Origin of the sequence: Rhodococcus sp. YH3-3 (genome assembly GCF_001653035.1) — a bacterium.
GTDB classification, from domain to species: Bacteria; Actinomycetota; Actinomycetes; order Mycobacteriales; family Mycobacteriaceae; genus Rhodococcus_F; species Rhodococcus_F qingshengii.
The window spans coordinates 30,186-48,143 of the sequence record NZ_BCWH01000006.1; the positions used below are offsets into that span (position 1 = coordinate 30,186).

At 60.2% G+C, this 17,958-nt stretch carries 20 protein-coding genes; 16 read left to right on the forward strand and 4 right to left on the reverse strand.

Annotated elements, in window-relative coordinates; all coding sequences use genetic code 11:
- Positions 1 to 8: 8 nt before the first annotated feature.
- Genes YH3_RS33295 through YH3_RS33305 form a run of 3 tightly spaced genes read right to left on the reverse strand, consistent with a single transcriptional unit; the run spans position 9 to position 5,181 of the window.
- On the reverse strand, positions 9 to 3,263 hold the full coding sequence (locus tag YH3_RS33295; protein ID WP_064444992.1) for an HAD-IA family hydrolase: 3,255 nt from the start codon (positions 3,261 to 3,263) through the stop codon (positions 9 to 11).
- On the reverse strand, positions 3,260 to 4,258 hold the full coding sequence (locus YH3_RS33300) for a zinc-binding alcohol dehydrogenase family protein (protein ID WP_064445019.1): 999 nt from the start codon (positions 4,256 to 4,258) through the stop codon (positions 3,260 to 3,262). The genes YH3_RS33295 and YH3_RS33300 overlap by 4 nt, the downstream gene beginning before the upstream one ends.
- Before the next feature lie 35 nt (positions 4,259 to 4,293).
- On the reverse strand, positions 4,294 to 5,181 hold the full coding sequence (locus YH3_RS33305) for a universal stress protein (RefSeq protein ID WP_064444993.1): 888 nt from the start codon (positions 5,179 to 5,181) through the stop codon (positions 4,294 to 4,296).
- 236 nt (positions 5,182 to 5,417) lie between these two features.
- On the opposite strand from YH3_RS33305, the gene YH3_RS33310 reads away from it, so the two are divergent.
- The 5 genes from YH3_RS33310 to YH3_RS33330 all read left to right on the forward strand — a co-directional run bounded on the left by YH3_RS33310 (position 5,418) and on the right by YH3_RS33330 (position 10,518).
- Positions 5,418 to 6,389 carry a hypothetical protein gene (locus tag YH3_RS33310; RefSeq protein ID WP_064444994.1) on the forward strand — a complete coding sequence of 324 codons (972 nt, stop codon included), beginning with the start codon at positions 5,418 to 5,420 and terminating at the stop codon, positions 6,387 to 6,389.
- An 80-nt stretch (positions 6,390 to 6,469) separates the two neighbouring features.
- Positions 6,470 to 7,117 (forward strand): response regulator transcription factor, encoded by a 648-nt coding sequence (locus YH3_RS33315; RefSeq protein ID WP_064445020.1) that lies wholly within the window; start codon positions 6,470 to 6,472, stop codon positions 7,115 to 7,117.
- The gene (locus YH3_RS33320) at positions 7,114 to 8,805 is read left to right on the forward strand and encodes a GAF domain-containing sensor histidine kinase (RefSeq protein ID WP_082920773.1); all 1,692 of its coding nucleotides are present in this window, start codon (positions 7,114 to 7,116) and stop codon (positions 8,803 to 8,805) included. The genes YH3_RS33315 and YH3_RS33320 overlap by 4 nt, the downstream gene beginning before the upstream one ends.
- A gap of 2 nt (positions 8,806 to 8,807) precedes the next feature.
- Entirely contained in the window at positions 8,808 to 9,401 is a 594-nt protein-coding gene (locus YH3_RS33325; protein WP_064444995.1) for a flavodoxin domain-containing protein, read from the forward strand.
- 85 nt (positions 9,402 to 9,486) lie between these two features.
- On the forward strand, positions 9,487 to 10,518 hold the full coding sequence (locus YH3_RS33330) for a hypothetical protein (protein ID WP_064444996.1): 1,032 nt from the start codon (positions 9,487 to 9,489) through the stop codon (positions 10,516 to 10,518).
- Between the two features lie 5 nt (positions 10,519 to 10,523).
- Here the strand turns inward: YH3_RS33330 and YH3_RS33335 are convergent, their stop codons facing one another.
- The gene (locus tag YH3_RS33335; RefSeq protein WP_064444997.1) at positions 10,524 to 11,429 is read right to left on the reverse strand and encodes an AAA family ATPase; all 906 of its coding nucleotides are present in this window, start codon (positions 11,427 to 11,429) and stop codon (positions 10,524 to 10,526) included.
- 60 nt (positions 11,430 to 11,489) lie between these two features.
- Between YH3_RS33335 and YH3_RS33340 the strand changes: the two genes are divergently transcribed.
- From YH3_RS33340 to YH3_RS37025, 11 genes are all read left to right on the forward strand, one after another.
- Positions 11,490 to 12,188 carry an IS6 family transposase gene (locus YH3_RS33340; RefSeq protein ID WP_143542577.1) on the forward strand — a complete coding sequence of 233 codons (699 nt, stop codon included), beginning with the start codon at positions 11,490 to 11,492 and terminating at the stop codon, positions 12,186 to 12,188.
- 176 nt (positions 12,189 to 12,364) lie between these two features.
- Positions 12,365 to 12,703 (forward strand): hypothetical protein, encoded by a 339-nt coding sequence (locus YH3_RS33345; protein WP_064444999.1) that lies wholly within the window; start codon positions 12,365 to 12,367, stop codon positions 12,701 to 12,703.
- The gene (locus tag YH3_RS33350) at positions 12,700 to 13,581 is read left to right on the forward strand and encodes a type II secretion system F family protein (RefSeq protein WP_238592771.1); all 882 of its coding nucleotides are present in this window, start codon (positions 12,700 to 12,702) and stop codon (positions 13,579 to 13,581) included. The genes YH3_RS33345 and YH3_RS33350 overlap by 4 nt, the downstream gene beginning before the upstream one ends.
- The gene (locus YH3_RS33355) at positions 13,578 to 14,477 is read left to right on the forward strand and encodes a type II secretion system F family protein (protein WP_058037099.1); all 900 of its coding nucleotides are present in this window, start codon (positions 13,578 to 13,580) and stop codon (positions 14,475 to 14,477) included. Before YH3_RS33350 ends, YH3_RS33355 begins: the two co-directional genes overlap by 4 nt.
- A gap of 116 nt (positions 14,478 to 14,593) precedes the next feature.
- Positions 14,594 to 14,848 carry a hypothetical protein gene (locus YH3_RS33360; RefSeq protein WP_058037098.1) on the forward strand — a complete coding sequence of 85 codons (255 nt, stop codon included), beginning with the start codon at positions 14,594 to 14,596 and terminating at the stop codon, positions 14,846 to 14,848.
- 178 nt (positions 14,849 to 15,026) lie between these two features.
- Entirely contained in the window at positions 15,027 to 15,293 is a 267-nt protein-coding gene (locus tag YH3_RS33365; protein WP_125461379.1) for a hypothetical protein, read from the forward strand.
- A gap of 88 nt (positions 15,294 to 15,381) precedes the next feature.
- Entirely contained in the window at positions 15,382 to 15,696 is a 315-nt protein-coding gene (locus YH3_RS33370) for a hypothetical protein (RefSeq protein ID WP_058037096.1), read from the forward strand.
- A gap of 39 nt (positions 15,697 to 15,735) precedes the next feature.
- On the forward strand, positions 15,736 to 16,149 hold the full coding sequence (locus tag YH3_RS33375; RefSeq protein WP_058037095.1) for a hypothetical protein: 414 nt from the start codon (positions 15,736 to 15,738) through the stop codon (positions 16,147 to 16,149).
- The gene (locus tag YH3_RS33380) at positions 16,146 to 16,598 is read left to right on the forward strand and encodes a pilus assembly protein TadG-related protein (RefSeq protein ID WP_064445000.1); all 453 of its coding nucleotides are present in this window, start codon (positions 16,146 to 16,148) and stop codon (positions 16,596 to 16,598) included. Before YH3_RS33375 ends, YH3_RS33380 begins: the two co-directional genes overlap by 4 nt.
- Positions 16,595 to 17,050 carry a TadE/TadG family type IV pilus assembly protein gene (locus YH3_RS33385; RefSeq protein ID WP_058037093.1) on the forward strand — a complete coding sequence of 152 codons (456 nt, stop codon included), beginning with the start codon at positions 16,595 to 16,597 and terminating at the stop codon, positions 17,048 to 17,050. The genes YH3_RS33380 and YH3_RS33385 overlap by 4 nt, the downstream gene beginning before the upstream one ends.
- A partial coding sequence (locus YH3_RS37025; protein WP_238592772.1) for a LysM peptidoglycan-binding domain-containing protein occupies positions 17,047 to 17,958 on the forward strand: 912 nt, incomplete at its 3' end. The genes YH3_RS33385 and YH3_RS37025, both read left to right, overlap by 4 nt.

Sequence of the window (17,958 nt, forward strand, 5' to 3'; positions counted from 1 at the left end):
ATCGCTGCTCAGATTTCGTCGGTGTCCGAAGCTGCCCGCGATGTAGACGCCACGTTCACCGAGGAACTTGCAGCAAGGGTGTAACTTGTGGCGTGTATCGAAAGTTCTATCGGTGGGACATCTTTCGTCTCCGATGTCACGGTCACATCCGAATGGGTGCACTGTATTCGAAGGCGGTGGCCACGGTAATAGATCGTGAAGGCGAGTTCATCCAGCTCGAGGGGTAATTGCGGATGCAGCCACAGAGTATTGTCCCGGAAATCGAGTCCGGTGTAGCAGCGTTCGAGAATGTCAATCGCTCCCGCCATCGCGCCCAGATGTATGCCTTCTCTTGTACTTCCGCGCTGTGCGTCGGACAGATCCGCGGCCAGAGCATCGCGGAGCATCGCCCACGAGTGTGATCGATTGCCCCGTACAAGGACCCAGGTGTGGGAAATCCGGCTCAGTGTCGAACCGTGTGTGGTGCGCTCCAAGTAGTAATCGATCATTTCAGGTATCACGGAGGGATCGAACTCGTATCCAAGCCGTGTGATCAACTCGGTCAGTTCCTCCGCTGTGAAGACGTAAAGCAGCATGAGGATGTCTGCTTGTTTCGAGGCCTTGTAGTGGATGGGCGAATCTCCCTCGGCCTCGAGAATGAGATCCAGGCGGCCGATGTCCCCGTATCGTGACCGGTAGTCGGCCCAATCCAGTTCGGTCAACGCGCCGAAGCCCTCGAATTGGCTGATCAGGCCGTTGTCGAGGAAGGTCAAGCGCAGCCGCCTGCTCATTCGGTCCCACGATGTGAGTTCTTCTTCACTCACATCGATGCGGCCGGGAAAGTAGCGGTTATCGTTCCGGAGTACCCGAACGGCGTCGACTGCGCGCATGAGCGACCACTCCGTCATGACGTTCACATAAGCGTTGTTGTCGATCCCGGCGCCGGGGCGGTCGGGGTAGCCGTCATGGAATTCATCGGGACCCATGACTCCGCGGATGTCGTATCTGTCGCTGCTCGCGTCGTATTCGGACTTTGCCATCCAGAAACGCGCATTCTCGATGAGGAGATCGACCCCGTGATGGGCAAGAAATTCCAGGTCGGTAGTCATCTGCCAGTAGTGCCAGACATTGTGGGCGATCGCGAGGTTGACATGCTGCTGACGACGAGAGTGATCGGGCATCCAGTGGTCGGATCTCGGGTTGAAGAGAAATGTCGGTGTTTCCTCTCGTCCGTCGCTGCCACTTTGCCAGGGAAAGAGCGCTCCGGCTAGATTCAGTCCACGCGCGTTTCGGCGCGCCTGGGACAGTCGTCTGCACCGATAGAGCAACAATGACGATGTCAGCTCGGGAAGCCGACGCGTCAGGATGGGCACAACGAACAACTCGTCCCAGAAGACGTGGCCGCGGTATGCCTCGCCGTGGAGTCCGCGAGAGGGAACTCCGACGTCCAGATCTGTCGTGTGGGTCGACAGTGTCTGAAGCACGTGGAGGAGTGAGACGTTGGTCGCGAGAGCCGTGGAGTCCCTGGCCGCGAGAGTGATGGCAAATCGGTGCCAGACTCGATCCCAAGCGGAGCAGTGGCGTCGAAACAGTATCTCGTGAGTCTCTGCTTCTCGAACTCGCTGCCACGCTGCGGACTTCGGATCGAGTGTCGATCGATCGCGCGAGGTGAAGAGCGCTGATGTCTTCTCTACGTTGGCCGGTTGATCTCGGCTGATTCGGCAGCGGACGACCTGCATGATTCCGGAGTGATCTGTGCTCACGCGACGGTTGCGCTGCGTTACGGCTTCTTCGCTGTCGACTAGGCGCAGGCGCTCGGCCTGGGTGACTTGGATGTGGGAGCGAGTGGTCTGGACCGTTGCGGAAATGCATTGGTCGTCGATGGTGTCCAACGAGACGATATCGAGATGGTTCCCGGCCAGAGTCGAATAATCCGGAACATTGTTGTTCACAACATTTGTGGTGATGCCGGACGTGACGTCGATTGTTCCCTCCCAGTTCTCGGCCGCGACAGTCATGGTGATCGCGGCGAGGTGCGGGTCGTCCATCGACACGATTCTGCGTTGTCGAATTCGAGTGACGCGACCGCGCGTATCGCTGAACACGCTTTCTCTGGAACAGATTCCGTGCGCGAGATCCAGGCTTTCATGGTGGTGAGTGACAAGCGTTGATTTCTCGTCGAGCCGTTCTCCGTCGGGACCGGTCACGACGATTGTCGTCCAGTCCGGCAGATTGACCATGCTTTCGTCCTCGCGTGAGTGTCCGTCCACGTCCGAGGTGAGTCGGTTATAGCACCCCGCGACGTATGTACCGGGATAGTGGATGCCATCGTCGTGGCACTCCGACAACGCGCCCCTAGTGGCAAAGAAGCCATTTCCCACGGTCGACATGGTCTCGCGAAGGCCAGTGGCGCTCGGGTCGACCCCACGATATTCGAGTGTCGAGTCGGTCTCGTTTCCTACACCACAGAGACGGCATCCAGGATCGTGGTTGTCGCCTTCGCGTGCTGTAGGTCTGACGAAGCGGAAGTCGATCTCGCCGATGTCCGTGACTGCGAGTTCGGCGCCGTTCTCGGTCAGAGCGTGAAGATGTTCACTCGAACCAAGTCCGATTGGTAGACCGAATCCACCGGATCGGGCTGCGCGGATTCCGGCGATCGAGTCTTCGACGACGACGCATTCGGCGGGCGGAATCGCAAGCCTCCGTGCGGCTTCCCGATACGTGTCAGGGCTTGGCTTGCCGTCCAACCCGAGTAGTGCAATGTCGCCGCCGTCGAGTCGGATGTCAAAACAGCTCGAGAGACAGGCAACTTCCAGCACTCGTGGCGCGTTCTTACTTGCCGAAACCAGGGCTGTACGTACGCCGGCGGCGCGTAGTTGCCGGATCCACCTTACCGTCGGGGCAATGACCCCGACTCCTTCTCGCTCCAGTTCCGCGAGGAAGAAACGATTTTTACGTTCGAGCAGGTTCTCGACCGTCGCGGAGCCGACGAGATCATCTGGAGTCCCCAGGGGGAGTTCAATGTTTCGAGAGTTGAGGTATGACCGTAGACCTGCATTTCTCTCCTTCCCATCGATGAATTCTCGGTAGCTCTCGTCATCGAGTTCCACGTTCCCGACGCTGCCACTCTCGCTCAATTCGTGAAACAAGCAACCCCACGCCGCTCGATGCGTTTGTCGGGTATCGGTAACCACTCCGTCCATGTCGAACAAGACCGCTCGAAATACTTGTCCACCAATGACTACCGAGGCGTGTTCGGAGTTCTCGGGGCGCCAGATACTCATGGCATCAGTACTGCTGCACCTGTGACTCGATCGGCCGCCAGGTCTTCCAGCGCGCGATTCGCACGAGCGAGCGGATAGGGCGTGGTGTGGACATCGAGGTGGTGATTGCCGGCGAATTCGAGGAACTCCAAAGCATCTCGCCTGGTATTCGAACTTACCGAGCGAACCTCGCGCTCGTAGAACAGATGTTTCTGGTAGTTCAGCACAGGTATGTCGGAGAGGTGTATTCCGGCGATGGAGAGGACACCTCCGCGGTCCAGTGCCTCGAGAGCGGTGGGAACGAGTTCGCCGATCGGCGCGAAAAGCATTGCCGAATCGAGTGGTTCGGGTGGACGGTCGTATGCGCCCTGTACCGAAGTGACTCCGAGACAGTGGGCAAGCTCGCGCGCGGGCTCGCTGCGCGTCATCACATGTACTTCCGCGCCGCGAGCGATGGCCACCTGGGCCGCAAGGTGTGCACTCGCGCCGAAACCGTAGATTCCCAGCCGCCCTCCCTCGCGTAGGTCTGCGCGCTCGAGCGCGCGGAATCCTATGATTCCCGCGCACAGGAGTGGTGCAAGCTCGTTGTCGTGGTATCCCGACGGAAGTTTGAGTGCGAATCTTTCTGACACAGACGTATATTCGGCGTACCCACCGTCGACATCCCAGCCGGTGTAGGTGGAGTTCGGGCACAGGTTCTCGTCTCCCCGTCGGCAGTAGCGGCATTCACCGCATGTCGAGTGGAGCCACGCAACCCCGACACGATCTCCCGGCAGGAACGCTTCGACAGATGTTCCGACTTCTTCGACGAGCCCGACCACCTCGTGACCGGGGACGATGTTGCGGCGGTGTACGGGCAGGTCGCCTTCGGCGACGTGAAGGTCGGTTCGGCACACTCCGCAGGCGAGAACCCGAACGAGTAGTTCATCGGCACCTATTGTCGGGCGTGGTACAAGTCTTCTGACGAGTGGGTGCGTCTCGACAGGGCCGGGTCTGTCGACGTGCCACGACATCATCCATTGTGCAGCGGGAACTCGGGGAGTCATCTCGTTCATCGGTGACTGTTGACGATCAACACCGGGCAGTGCGCGTCGTGAAGCACCTCTCGACAGGTGCTACCGAGGAGCATCCCACTGAATCCGCCACGACCGCGTCGACCCAGGACAACCAGTTGCGCTCGTTCGGTGTGATTCACGAGATTCCGCCCAGGCCTGTCCTTCACGACGACGGTGTTGACGCCGACATCTGGGTAGCGATCGGCGTAGCCAGCGAGACTTTCGGCGAGTAGCGCGCGCTCGGTGTCCTGACGAGCGTGCCAATCGACCTCCCTGAACTTCGAGAAAACTACGTCGAGGGCGACGTCGGACCATGCGTGGACCGCAACTAACTCCACGCCGCGAATGGAGGCTTCCTCGAAGGCGGTTGCGATGGCGGGTTCGCTGTGTACGCTGCCGTCGACCCCGACTACAACAGGACGAGTGGCGACATCCCCGTCGCCAGCGAGTCCCCGAATGACGGCGACCGGGCACAGGGAGTGCACTGCCAGCGACGAACTCACCGAACCGACTAGACCGCCGGTGTATTCGCCGTGTCCGTGGCTTCCGACGACGATGACCCGGGCAGTTTTGGAGATATGGCGAAGGACTGGAATCGGAGGATCCGACGCCAGTTCGACATCGATCTCGACTGCACTGTCGCCGATCGCTTGCTTGGCCAGTTCGGTCGCCTCGGCAAGTCGTTTCTTGGCGGCTGCTTCTTGTTCGTCGAAGTAGAACGCCGGCATACCGATCGGAACGCCGTAGGTGGTCGGGGTGAACATTGTCGTCAGGAGGAGTAGAGGTGCGCCTTTGAGTGCGGCTTCATGCGCGCCCCACCACACCGCGTCCCGTGATTGCGAAGACCCGTCAAATCCGACAACGACAGGTGGGTTGATTTTCACGACTGTTCTCCTTGCTCATCGCGATGGATGCCAACTGGCCGTGACCGAATTTTTCGCGAAAGCCATCGGCGACGGCAGAGGAGAAAGTCATTTTCGGTGTCACCAGTCGGTTGGATCTACATTCACACAATCGGTTCGTCGGTGACCATTGGCACTACTGCGAAACGTGTGATCCTGCAACGCTCTCTACTGAGGGCCGTGCGAATGGCGTTGGGCCGCCCGAGATCGGAGGAGACGTGGACCTCACCAGACCGGATTCGAGCGTGATCCAACTTGCTGTCGATCTCGCGTGTCGTGCGCCGTCTCTGCACAACAGCCAACCCTGGCGATGGATCTACACGGACGGCAAGCTGCAACTGTTCGGTGATCACAGCAGGCTACTGCGGGCTGCCGATCCCACGGGGCGGCAACTGCATATCAGTTGCGGTGCTGCTCTCGACCATCTGAGAGTAGGTCTCTTGGGGCTGCGCTGGAACGCAGAGATTCACTACGAACAACGTGCGGTGTCCCCGAGTCTTCTTGCCACAATCACCTTTCGGCATGACGGGCATCCCCGTTCCCACGACTTCGACATGTTGACGGCTATCCGACGTCGGCGGACCGACCGGCGATCCTTCGGGATATTCGAGGAGATCGACGACGTGGTTGACAGTGTGGCTCACGATGCCGCGGGCTGGGAGGTGAGAGTTGTGGTGCTGAACGAGGCTCAACGGACCGGCCTGACCGCCGCGACAGAAGCGACAGCTGCAGCCAGACGATACGACTCGGAGTATCAAGCCGAGCTTCATTGGTGGGCTGGGCATTCTTTGAAATCGGGCGGTATTCCCGCAACCGCACTTGTTTCCGGCGCCGGTGGCGTTCCGCTGGGACGGAAATTTCCCTTCCGTCCCGATTCGCCTGTAGAAGTCGGTGGCCCGATCGACGAATCCTCTGTCGTGGCCCTCGGTACCCCGGCTGACGCACGTATCGACTGGTTGCGAGCCGGGCAAGCGCTCTCTCGCGTCTTACTCGAGTCGACGGTGCGAGGCGCGGCGACTTGCCCGCTCTCGCACATGACCGAAGTGACAGTGAGTCGTTCGGTCATCGGGAAACTGGTTCCTGAGATCGGCGTGCCGCAGATGTTGGTCCGAATCGGGCGAGCGCCCGAGGCCACCCGGCCGGCGGAGACACCACGACGATCCGTCGCGGATGTCCTCACCCTGAGTTGAGCGGGGTGATTCGTTCGTCCGCCGCTGGGTAGTCGTTCTATGTGGGCGAATGCGCCGATGGTGGCAGAACGGATGGTTCGATGACGGACGTGTTCCTGGTGGATGATCACGAGGTTGTTCGGCGCGGCCTCGTCGAGTTGCTGGAGGACGACCCAGGGTTGCGAGTCGTTGGAGAGGCGTCGGACTACGCCCATGCCATTGCGCGGATCCCGGCCCTGAAGCCCGACGTGGCTGTGCTCGACGTTCGGCTTCCTGACGGAAACGGCATCGAACTGTGCCGTGAACTTCTGTCGAAGTTGCCTGGTTTGCGGTGTTTGATCCTCACCTCCTTCGAGGACGACCAGGCGATGCTCGACGCGATCCTGGCCGGTGCGAGTGGTTACGTAGTCAAGGACATCAAAGGCCTGGATCTCGCCCGAGCGGTTCGAGATGTCGGTGCGGGGAAATCGTTACTCGACAACAGGGCTGCTGCCGCATTGATGGCCAAGCTGCGAACCGATGCAGCGGATAAGAACGGTCCATTCGAGGAACTGAGCCAACAAGAGCGCGTTTTGCTGGGATTGCTCGGAGAAGGATTGACGAATCGACAGATCGCGGCGCGGATGTTCTTGGCGGAGAAGACAGTGAAGAACTACGTGTCGCGATTGTTGAGCAAGCTGGGCGTCGAGAGACGAACTCAGGCGGCGATACTGGCAACAAAGATGCACGAACATCTGCCGCCGCCATGACGAACAGCGAGTCGAGCTCCCGCCTGGAGAGCGGGACGACGTCGGTCAACTTGGGCGTCCCGATGGAACAACTCATCCACGTCGACGGGTTTCTCGAAGCCTTGCTGGCAGTGTCCTCCGGTCTGGATCTGGATTCGACGCTACGGACGATCGTCAAATCTGCCATCGCGTTGGTCGACGCGAAGTTCGGGGCGCTCGGTGTAGTCGGCGAGGGCGATGAGTTGAACCAGTTCGTCTTCGAAGGAATCGACGAGGAGACGACGAAGCTGATCGGTGACCTTCCGCGCGGGCGCGGTGTGCTCGGCGTTCTGATCTCCGATCCGAGGCCGTTGCGGTTGGGCGATCTGGCGGAGCACGACGCCTCGGTCGGCTTCCCGAAACACCATCCGCCGATGAGAACCTTTCTCGGGGTGCCGATTCAGACACGCGGCAAGGTTTTCGGAAATCTCTACCTCGCTGAGAAATCGAACGGAGAGGAGTTCTCTGCGCGCGACGAAATGACAGTTCTCGGATTTGCTGCAGCCGCTGGAATCGCGATCGACAATTCGCAGCTCTACGCGTTGGCTCGGATGAAGCAGGAGTGGATGCAGGCGACCAGCGAGGTAACCACCGAGTTGTTGGCCGGGGTGAATCCGCTGGAGGTCCTTCAATTGATCACAGACAGATCCTCGTCTCTCACACACTCCGACTGTGCGTTTCTCGCCGTGCCCCCCGACCCGGAAGTAACAGGACGAGAGCCAGCCGAGCTGGTAATCACAGTTGCCAGTGGACCCGAATCCGACATCCTGGTGGGGCACAGCATTCCGTTGGACTGCTCGACGTCCGGTGCCGCTTACAGGTCGAAGATGCCGATTTCAACCGAGTCGTTGGCCTTCGATCCTGGATTCGGTGACGAGAACGAGTACGGACCCGCGATCGTACTGCCGCTGAGAGACGGCCAGTACATTCAGGGCGTTCTGGTCGTGTTGAAAGTAAAGGGATCTGAGCAATACACCGCCGATCAAGTTTCGTTGATGTCGGCGTTCGCAGACCAGGGCGGGGTTGCACTGCGGCTGGCTGACAATCAGCGTCGGATGCGCGAAATGGATATTCTCTCGGATCGGGATCGGATTGCTCGTGACCTTCACGATCACGTGATTCAGCGGCTCTTCGCCGTAGGGTTGTCCGTACAGGGGACCCTTCAGCGTGCGCGCGCGCCGGAAGTCCAGAGGCGTCTCGACGCGACCATCGGTGACCTGCAAGAAATAATTCAGGACATTCGCCGTGTCATTTTCGACCTGCATTCAGGTGACGACGGAGCGCTGTCTCTCCGAAAACGATTGAACCAGGTAGTAGCAGAAGCGAGCGCTGACACCGAATTGCGGATAACTGTCCAAGTCCGAGGGCCGCTGTCAGTTGTAGATGCCTCGTTGGGAGAGCAAGCTGAGGCGGTAGTACGAGAAGCTCTCAGCAACGTGGTCCAGCATGCCCACGCGTCCACCGTCGGGATCACCATCGACGTGCACGATGCATTGACCATCGTGATCGAGGATGACGGAATAGGTTTCGAACCGACCACGCACCGGCGTGGATTGAAGAACCTGTGCGACAGGGCGCTCGCACGGGACGGGACGTTCGAGGTACGGCCGCTCCCTGGAAGCGGTACGAAGCTGGTCTGGTCGGTGCCACTACCAGACTGGAACGGGTGACGATGATCAAAGTGCTGATCGAGTACGCGAGTGCCAACGGGTCGACTCGAGGAATCGCCCGGAAGATAGCCGACCGATGTAGCGTCCCGGGATTCGACGTGTCACTGTCGGCAGTGGAAGAGGACCCAGGGCACGAATGGTTCGACGCTGTGATCGTGGGAAGCGCCATTCACGGAATGGATTGGCTGCCCGCAGCAAGGGAAGCGGTCTTTCGTCGGAGTTCGGCAGCGAAGACTCAACCGGTGTGGGCTTTTTCAGTCGCGACGTGGGGAGCGACGTCAACTCTTCTGGCTCCTCGTCTGACTCGTCGAATCAGAACGACAGCGTCTGAACCCAAGACCGTGACGAAACTCCGCGAGTCTGCCGACTTGCGCGACCATCGTAGATTCGCCGGCATGCTGACACGGGGAGACTGGCCACTGTTGGGTCGCGTTGTCTTCAAGATCATGGGCGGTAGATATTCGGATGCGCGCGACTGGTCCGACATCGACGAGTGGGCGGACGGCATCGTGGAGCAACTCCGTAGCGGTACGTTCGAGTATTCCGCGAGAACGGAGGATGCTTCACGGCAGTTCGACGATGACAAAGGACCGTAGCGAACACCGCGTGCCGGGGGACACGATCAACAGAGACGTTCGCCGCTCGTCCGACAGCGGACCACTTCGACGAGAGTGATCGACCATGGTGCACTACGCGAGCGCGGATGCCGAGACAATCACCAATGCTGTCCGTTGGGCCTGCACCGCACCGTCCGTTCACAATGTCCAGCCGTGGTCGTGGAGATTGCAGCGCGGCACACTTGAACTACGTGTCGATCGGCTGCGCTCGATCCCGGTGGAGGATCCCGCGGGGAGGCAGTTGATCATCAGTTGCGGTGCTGCATTACATCATTTGCGAGTGACCTTGGAACACAATCTCATCGAGCCGATCGTGGCAAATTTTCCCGACCGAGGGCAACCCGATCTGCTCGCGGTGATCACGTTCAGAGGGCGCCCACGCGCGATGAGTTCCGAGGCAGCACTCTTCGCATCTCTGGAGCGCCGAAGGTCCGACCGCCGGCCATTCGATGCACCTCCCCTCGGCTCCCTGGTCAACCTTGCCCAGCACGCCTCGGTGTTCGGCGTCTCGGCGATCAGCTTGTCAAAGCGATTCGCGGGAATGCTTGATCGCGCGGCAACTCTTTCAGCAGAGCAGCACCATAGCGATCCGGCGTACTGGAACGAACTGGAGAGCTGGATCCGCCCGACTCCGACAGCAGACGGATTGCCGCGAGGTGTGCTACCGGATGCGCTGTCGGTTCACGAATCTGCGTCCGCGCGAGGGTTTCCATCCGGGCATTTGAGAATCGGATACGGAGTCGGAGACGATGCAGCTTTGATGTTGCTCAGTTCGGTTGCAGATCTGCCGATGGACTGGCTGAACGTGGGTCAGGCGATGTCCTCGCTGCTGCTGCACGCCACTGCATCGCACCTTGCCACCTGTCCTCTGACGCATCTGACAGAAGTGGATTCGAGCCGGGAAATTGTTCGAGATGTTGCCTCGAGATCGGGCGAGACGCTTCAGTATCCCCAGGTCATGATTCGTGTGGGGGTGCAGAGAAATCCGTCCGCCACTGCACACGATGCAGGGACGTCCGAAGTCGGAGTCGGCGAACATCGCCCAGAGGAGACCGGCCGTCGTCCACTAGACGAAGTATTGACCGTTTCGAAATGATACTACTAACCCACGTTGATTGAATTTTTCCAGGCATCCAGCGCCGACGCGGCGCTGGCGTCGATGGATGTGTCGGTATCGATCGATATCGCTTCCGGCCATGGGTCGTGTTCTTGCGCGATAGCGACTGCCGTTGCCGCGGTGGCGTCGGACAGCGTGTCGGCTCGCATGGCTATTCGTTGTACTGCGACGGGCAGCGGAGCGCTGGTCGACAAACTGATCAGTGTTGATGATGTTGCTGTGCATAATGATTCGGCCTCCCTGCGGTGTCGAGATCGTGCCCACGTTGCGTCGAGTACGACCGATTCACCCATCGAGAGACGATGGTGGGCCCGCCGGAGCATCTCGCTGTACACAGTGTGAACCGAATCGGGTGAATACAGCCCGGACCGATAGGTGTCGGCGGAGCCGCCGAGTGCACCGGAGCTGACGAGTTCGCGCCGTACTCGGTCGCTGGATATGACGGTAGCGCCGGTGTGTTCACCAAGTGCAGCAGAAAGCGTCGACTTACCGGTCCCAGGGAAGCCGCCCACCAGGCACAGTCTGACCTGTGCGCTGCGCAGGTGGTTCTCACCAAGAATCAGGTGGCGTTCGAGCCCTGCCAAACTGTCCGAATTTCCTTGCTGCAGACGCAAAACGTCGACCTTGGCGCGTACGATCGCACGGTAGGCGATGTAGTGATCGATCAGCGAGATCGGCGGCTGATCACTCGATTTCGTCACCATGGATGCGAGAAACCTTCGCGCGAGATCCTCATGGCCGAGGAATTCCAAGTCCATGGCGAGGAAACAGCTGTCGTCGAGAATGTCGACACACCTGAGTTGATCGTCGAAGTCCAGGCAGTCCAGAATTTTGGGTCCGTCGGGAAGCACGAAAATGTCATCCGCGAGTAGGTCTCCGTGGCCGTCCACGAGGCACTGTCACGTTGTTGAAGTCGGCAAACTGGGAGAATCGGTGGGGTGAGCACTGCAATGCCGTCGTACAAAGGCCACCGGTACCCAGTCGAGATCATCAACCACTGCGTGTGGTTGTACTTCCGGTTCCCGCTCAGCTTCCGTGAAGTCGAGGAACTCATGCTCGAACGCGGTGTCGTGGTGAGTTACGAGACGATCCGGCGGTGGTGCGCCAAGTTCGGGCAGGCCTACGCCAAGCAGTTGCGCCGGCGGCGCCCACGGCCCGGTGACAAATGGCACCTCGACGAGGTGTTCATCCGCATCAACGGTACCCAGCACTACCTGTGGCGTGCGGTCGACCAGCACGGCAACGTTCTCGACGTGCTGGTCCAATCCCGCCGAAACGCGTTGGTGGCCAAACGGTTCTTCCGCAAGCTGCTCAAGGGCTTGCAATATATGCCGCGGGTGATCATCACCGACAAACTCGCCAGCTACCAGGTCGCCCACCACGAGATGCTGGCCTCTGTCGAGCATCGCCGATCGAAGTATCTGAACAACCGGGCCGAGAATTCCCATCAGCCGACCCGACAGCGGGAGCGGGCGATGAAACGCTTCACATCGGTCACGCACGCGCAACGCTTCCTCTCAGCTTTCTCAGGCATTTCACCGCATTTTCGGCCCTGCCGGCACCGACTGACCGCGGCCGAGTGGCGTACCGAGATGGCCGACCGATTCGCGGTCTGGCGGGACGTCGCCGCGACCGGGGTTACGTCCTGAAATGTAAACACCCCAAAGGGGTTACATCGCTACGTGCTCCAAACCAATTGCACCGCTATTTCTTCAATTAACGTGACAGTGCCCTCCAAACAGCCAATGGTGGCCTTTTCACTACCCACGCCTACACCGCGCGCGGCGTCATCGACCGACTCGCCAACCTCGCCCAAGAGCCCCCGATGAACGCCACCGCGGAATACATCGAACGGCAGCTGGCAGAACACGTCGATGTGATCGTCCAGTTGGCGACGAAGGTCAGGGTCAACCGCGAAGGCACCACAACCGCAGTCCGGTATGTCTCCGAAGTCGTCTACGTCGAACCTGGCGACGACAAGCTACCCAGCTTTTCCACGATCTACCGCGGATACTCCGACGGCACAGGGGTATTCGGCACCATCCCACAGCCGCTGCTACGCAAGCTTCTCGCCGGCGGATTCAAGAGACTGAACCTCCCCTCCGACACTCTTCGGAGTTTCGACGAAGAACGTGAACTCTTCGACGACGAAGGAGCTGCATGATGTACCAGCAAATCGGCGTTTTCCTCGTCCTGCTTCTGTGCGCGGGAGTCGGCTGCCTTGTCCTGGGGTGGAGGGACCGCCGCGATCCCACAGCCCCCACTCGGCAGCGTCCACGTAAGGGCGAAAGAGTAAAGATATACGGGACCACCCAAATGCTCCTGGCGGTAGGGATCGTGGCAGGTGCCAGCGTCTACTACCTGAGTGGATGGCTCTTCACGCTCTTCCTCGTCCCGGCCCTTCTCGTGGGTCTGCCCTACCTCCTGAGCCGACCGGAAGCGGAACACCAGATCCGCCGTCTGGCCGCGATGGACGAATGGACGCGCAACTTGTCGAGCAGCATGCGAGCCGGCTCCGGAATCGAACACACCATCATCTCGACTCCTATCCCGGAAACGCTCAAAGACGAGATCACTGCCTTCATCAACAGGCTCCGCAACAATGTCCCACCGGCTGAAGCGGTCACACGATTTGCATCCGACCTCAACGACAGCGTCGGAGACAAGATCTGCGGCGCCCTCCTCCTTGCCATGCAACTGCGTGGTGTCGGTCTGGCCAATGTTCTCGAAGGCCTAGCCGAAGACGTGGGCGATACCGTCGCCCGCCGCCGGCGCATCGAAGCGGACCGCAAATCGACTCGAACACAAGCCAAATGGGTCACCATCATCACGATCGCCGTCCTTGCCGCAGCTTTCGCCTTCACAAATTTCATGGAGCCATACCGTTCAGGCGGCATGCAGATCGTCCTACTGATCCTGCTGACGCTCTTCGCTGCGGATCTGTACTGGATGAAACAAGCCACCAAGCCGCCGACCTACCCGCGGTTCATCGGAACCAATGACCGCGTCGAACGCACTGACCTTGTAGGAGCGCAGCGATGAGTATCACCATGACGATCATCGTCTATACCAGCGTCGGCACAATCGGCATCTATCTCGTTGCCCTGTACTTCCTGCGAGCCCAACCTGCCCTCACCGACGTGATGTCCAGGATGTCCGGACCCGCGCCGGAGAAGGCAAGCACAGCAGGGACATCACTCGTCGACGGGCTCGCCAACAAGCTCGGCCTGCGCGTACATCCCTACCTACAAGACAGCCGATTCCTCACCCTCCCCACATCGGACCTCTCACTGCTGCACAAAGATCCGGCGCACGTCCTCGGTGAAAAACTTGTCGCGGCATTCTTCGGTCTGTTGATCTTCCCGATACTGAATCTGATTCTGACCGCGTTCGGATTGGGATTGGCATGGTCGATGCCGGCGATCCTCTCACTCGCGACCGCCGTCTTCCTCTTCGTGATTCCCGACATCGACATTCGGCGCCGCGCAGCTGCGGCTCGCGCCGAATTCGCACAAGCCCTCAGCTCCTACATCGACCTGGTCGCGCTATGCCGACGAGGCGGAATCGGATCCACGCAATCCCTCGAGATCGCCGCCCAAGTCGGAGACAGCTGGGTGTTCCTACGACTGGACGAGGAACTGTACGAAGCCGGCCGCTCCGGCGAAGCGCCCTGGAGTGCCCTCACTCGCGTCTCTCAGCAGCTCGGACTCGCAGAACTCGGCGACCTCGCAGACATCATGACGATGACAGGCGACAAAGGCGCCAGCGTCTACACCTCACTGCGAGCCAAAGCCGCCAGCCTGCGTTCCGCACAAACCTCCGCTGAACAGTCCGCCGCCGTCGAGGCAACAGAGAAGCTTGCCATGCCCCTCGCCGGCCTCGCCGGCCTGTTCATGGCACTACTCCTGATCCCGGCCGTGACCGTCATCAGCGGCTAACCAACAACAAGAAAGGAATGCCCTCTGAACAGGCAAAACAAAGAAGGACCCATCGACCGGACTCATCCAGTCCAGGACAACTGCTACACATCCAGCACACCAATAAGGAGCACGCCATGACCACCAAGGCCATCACCACCACCCGACGCGCAACCCGCGCTGCCATCACCTCGTACCTCGCACTCACGATGATGTTCGTCGCCGCACTCGCCGGCAGCCTTCTGCAGCGTGCAGGCGGTAGGGATTCGGACCGTGGTCCGTCCACCCTCGAGTACGTCATCCTCGCCGGAATCTTCGCCGTCGCGGCCATCGCTGCCGGCGCCGTAGTCGTCCAGAAGATCCAGTCCCGCGCGGACTCCATCCCCGACTGAAACTGCCGAGCGCAGTTCGGATGCTGGAGAACAAAACCATGGGCCTATCGATAGCGCTGAGGACATGGAGTGCAACGTCGCTCTCCAGTGCTCGGCGCTATCGATGCACGACAGGATCCAGCCCTGCCATTCCGAGAACGAGAGAAACGAGAGAAGGGGTGTTTAGGTGTTGATCGCGATGAGCATTTTCGCTGGCGCACTTGCCCTCTGCGGCGTTGTCTGCCTCGTCTTCAGCTATTGGACGATGGAGCACGTAATTCTGTGGGCGATGTGGGCATCACTTCTGGTGACGTTTTGTTTCTTCTTTTTCCCGTGGAGAACATCTCTGGTCGTTATCGGGGGTGTGGTACTCGGAGTGGGCGGTCTTTTCGGTCTCCGCTACGTCATCGACACAACGATGCAACGACGGCGAGGAGCAACCGAAGTACTCCGCCTTCCGTTGTGATTCTTCCTTGCCGAACGAATGATTTTGGATCGGCTTCATACGAAACAGAATTCACCGACCACCAGTCCCGCTGAAAGGTAGAAAACGGATGATGACCACACTCGGCGTACTGCTCGTCACGATGGCTCTCTTGCTGGCGATAGAAACCATCATCGATGACCACTCCATGGCGTTCATTTACGCCCCCATGGCAGCGGTAATCATGATAATCGTCCTGCCGTTCCTGGCAACCGACCTGATGACCGACGAAAACACGTCCCGTGCAGCACGTTTCGGCACTTTTGCCGCAGCATTCCCCCTCTCCATAGCCTTTGTAGCCGCAGTGACATGTTCTGCCGTGTTCGTCCGCAACCGTGTGGAAACCAAACGCAGAATCGCAGCCCAAAGAGATCTCGCCACCTAACCCGACCCCACCATCCGGACCGCAGAGAAACGGACAGTCATGACACTGGAACAGCTGATCGACCGGTGGCGCCACGACGACCGAGGGCCCACCACGCTCGTCACCGTCATCGCGATGGTCGCTTTCCTGATGATGTTCTCCGTACTGCTGCAAACCGCCCTGTTCTTCCACGCACGGGACGTCGCCAACACCTGCGGCGAAAAAGCATTGCAAGCCACACGTTCTCAGCAAGGGAACCAGGCGCTCGGGCTCGCTGCAGCGAACGCGTGCATCGCGAAGTCGGGATCGGGTGACCTTCAAGCGCCGGTCGTGACGGTGAACAAGACACTCCGCGAAAGCACCGTCACGATCACCGGAAAGTCTCCGTCCCTCGTCCCGGGGCTGGAATTCGCCATAACCGTCGACCACACCAAACCCACAGAGCGCGTGACCAATCCCGGAGGTGTCGGATGAAGCTGAGCCAGTGGATCGCTCGCGCCCGCTCAAACGATCGAGGAGATGTGACCATCGAGTTGTGCCTCGCGATCGTCGTCCTCCTCGTCCTACTCGGATGGATGTACGCATACGGCATCAACCGTCAGGCACATCAAAAGGTCGAGCACGCCGCGGGAGAAGCCGCCCGAGCAGCATCGCTCTCACGTACCGCCACTCAAGCCAACCCCCTCGCATACCAAGCGGCCATGGACTCCATGGACGGTCAAGGACTCAAATGCACGACCATGAACGTCAGCGCTGACACCTCCGGATTCCGCACTCGCCCAGGAGTATCCGCAACCGTCGAAGTCACCGTCAGTTGTGAAGTCCCCTACGACGCCCTCGGATGGCCCGGCGTCAGCGGAGGACGAACGATCGAGGTCACTGCAATCTCACCCATCGACACCTTCCGGGAGCGCACCAGATGATCACCGCACTGCGTAAGCGACTCACCTCCAGGCTCCCCGAGGAACGCGACAAGGGCGCCGTGACGCTGATGACCGTGATACTCGCTCCCATCCTCATATTCTTCGTGTGGGGACTCATCGTCGACGGCGGTGGAATGCACACCGCAGCTCAACGCGCGGACAACGTCGCAGAAGACGCCGCCCGGGCGTCCGGACAGCAGATCGTCGGATCGCTCAGTGCGCGAGGGATCGATACGGTTGTCGACCCCGTACGCGCCGTGGCGGCCGCGAAACGCTACCTCGCCGACGCCGGTGTCGAGGGTGAGGTCATCCCCACAGGGCCTCGCACACTGCTGATCACCACCCGCATCGTGTACGACAACAAGCTTTTGCCCCTTGGTTCGAAAGTGATCACGGGTAGTGCAACGGTGAACCTCAACCGCACCAACGCGGGGGAGGTGTACCGGCCATGAGTGCTCGCACAGTCCGATCCCGCCTCGCAGGACTCGGGTACCTCCTGATCCTGCTTCTGCTCGTGGCAGGGATCCCCGCAGCACTGTGGGCATTGCGCGGTAATCCTCTCGACATCCCCTTTTCGGATTTCGAGAGTCTGCTCTCTAGCCCCGACGACGGCAGCCTCCTCGTCGCACTTCTGCCGCTCGTCGGCTGGGTCGCGTGGGCGACATTTACCCTCCCGATCCTTGTCGAGCTCGCAGCCACACTCCGGGGCGTCAAGGCACCGAAGATCCGGCTTCTCGGGTCGCAACAGAAAACGGCGACTTTCCTCGTCAGTGGTGCACTGCTTCTGCTGACAGCCGGCACCGCAACCGCGACACCTGCACTCTCGCAACCAGTAGACAGTGCATCACCTGCGCCCTACGCACCGATCGCCGCACAGCAAGACCCGAGCGGCCCCGCCCACACTCAGGTGGACCCGCGCGCTGCACGGCCCGCGGTTAAACCCGCCGGCCCGACCGTGACCACCGTCCGCGGAGACACCCTGTGGGGACTCGCCCACACTCACCTCGGCGACGGGAGGCTGTTCACCGAACTGCTCGAACTGAACAAAGACGTTGTGCCCGAAGCGGGATTCCTCGCAGAGGGAATGACGCTGCAACTCCCTGCGGCAGTGCAGGACGTCGTACAAGGGGCCTACACCGTCCAAGCTGGAGACACACTCTGGGACATCGCCGATCGAGAGCTCGGCGATCCTTTGCGTTTTTCTGAGATCACCACTGCGGACGGGTCGCCAGCCGGAGACCTGATCACAGTCGGACAGCAATTGATCATTCCGTCCGCGTCCGCCCAAACACCCGTGCCGGCAGCGGAGGCAGCCCCCCAGCCGGCGGCCGTACCTGCGCCGGTTGAGGCGCCGGTGCCA

Bases quoted from the DNA above. Each gene is read 5' to 3' on its own strand.
- YH3_RS33295 (WP_064444992.1), bottom strand. From the start codon at position 3,263: ATGAGTATCTGGCGCCCCGAGAACTCCGAACACGCCTCGGTAGTCATT.
- YH3_RS33300 (WP_064445019.1), bottom strand. From the start codon at position 4,258: ATGATGTCGTGGCACGTCGACAGACCCGGCCCTGTCGAGACGCACCCA.
- YH3_RS33315 (WP_064445020.1), top strand. From the start codon at position 6,470: ATGACGGACGTGTTCCTGGTGGATGATCACGAGGTTGTTCGGCGCGGC.
- YH3_RS33320 (WP_082920773.1), top strand. From the start codon at position 7,114: ATGACGAACAGCGAGTCGAGCTCCCGCCTGGAGAGCGGGACGACGTCG.
- YH3_RS33325 (WP_064444995.1), top strand. From the start codon at position 8,808: ATGATCAAAGTGCTGATCGAGTACGCGAGTGCCAACGGGTCGACTCGA.
- YH3_RS33330 (WP_064444996.1), top strand. From the start codon at position 9,487: ATGGTGCACTACGCGAGCGCGGATGCCGAGACAATCACCAATGCTGTC.
- YH3_RS33340 (WP_143542577.1), top strand. From the start codon at position 11,490: ATGCCGTCGTACAAAGGCCACCGGTACCCAGTCGAGATCATCAACCAC.
- YH3_RS33345 (WP_064444999.1), top strand. From the start codon at position 12,365: ATGAACGCCACCGCGGAATACATCGAACGGCAGCTGGCAGAACACGTC.
- YH3_RS33350 (WP_238592771.1), top strand. From the start codon at position 12,700: ATGATGTACCAGCAAATCGGCGTTTTCCTCGTCCTGCTTCTGTGCGCG.
- YH3_RS33355 (WP_058037099.1), top strand. From the start codon at position 13,578: ATGAGTATCACCATGACGATCATCGTCTATACCAGCGTCGGCACAATC.
- YH3_RS33360 (WP_058037098.1), top strand. From the start codon at position 14,594: ATGACCACCAAGGCCATCACCACCACCCGACGCGCAACCCGCGCTGCC.
- YH3_RS33365 (WP_125461379.1), top strand. From the start codon at position 15,027: ATGAGCATTTTCGCTGGCGCACTTGCCCTCTGCGGCGTTGTCTGCCTC.
- YH3_RS33370 (WP_058037096.1), top strand. From the start codon at position 15,382: ATGATGACCACACTCGGCGTACTGCTCGTCACGATGGCTCTCTTGCTG.
- YH3_RS33375 (WP_058037095.1), top strand. From the start codon at position 15,736: ATGACACTGGAACAGCTGATCGACCGGTGGCGCCACGACGACCGAGGG.
- YH3_RS33380 (WP_064445000.1), top strand. From the start codon at position 16,146: ATGAAGCTGAGCCAGTGGATCGCTCGCGCCCGCTCAAACGATCGAGGA.
- YH3_RS33385 (WP_058037093.1), top strand. From the start codon at position 16,595: ATGATCACCGCACTGCGTAAGCGACTCACCTCCAGGCTCCCCGAGGAA.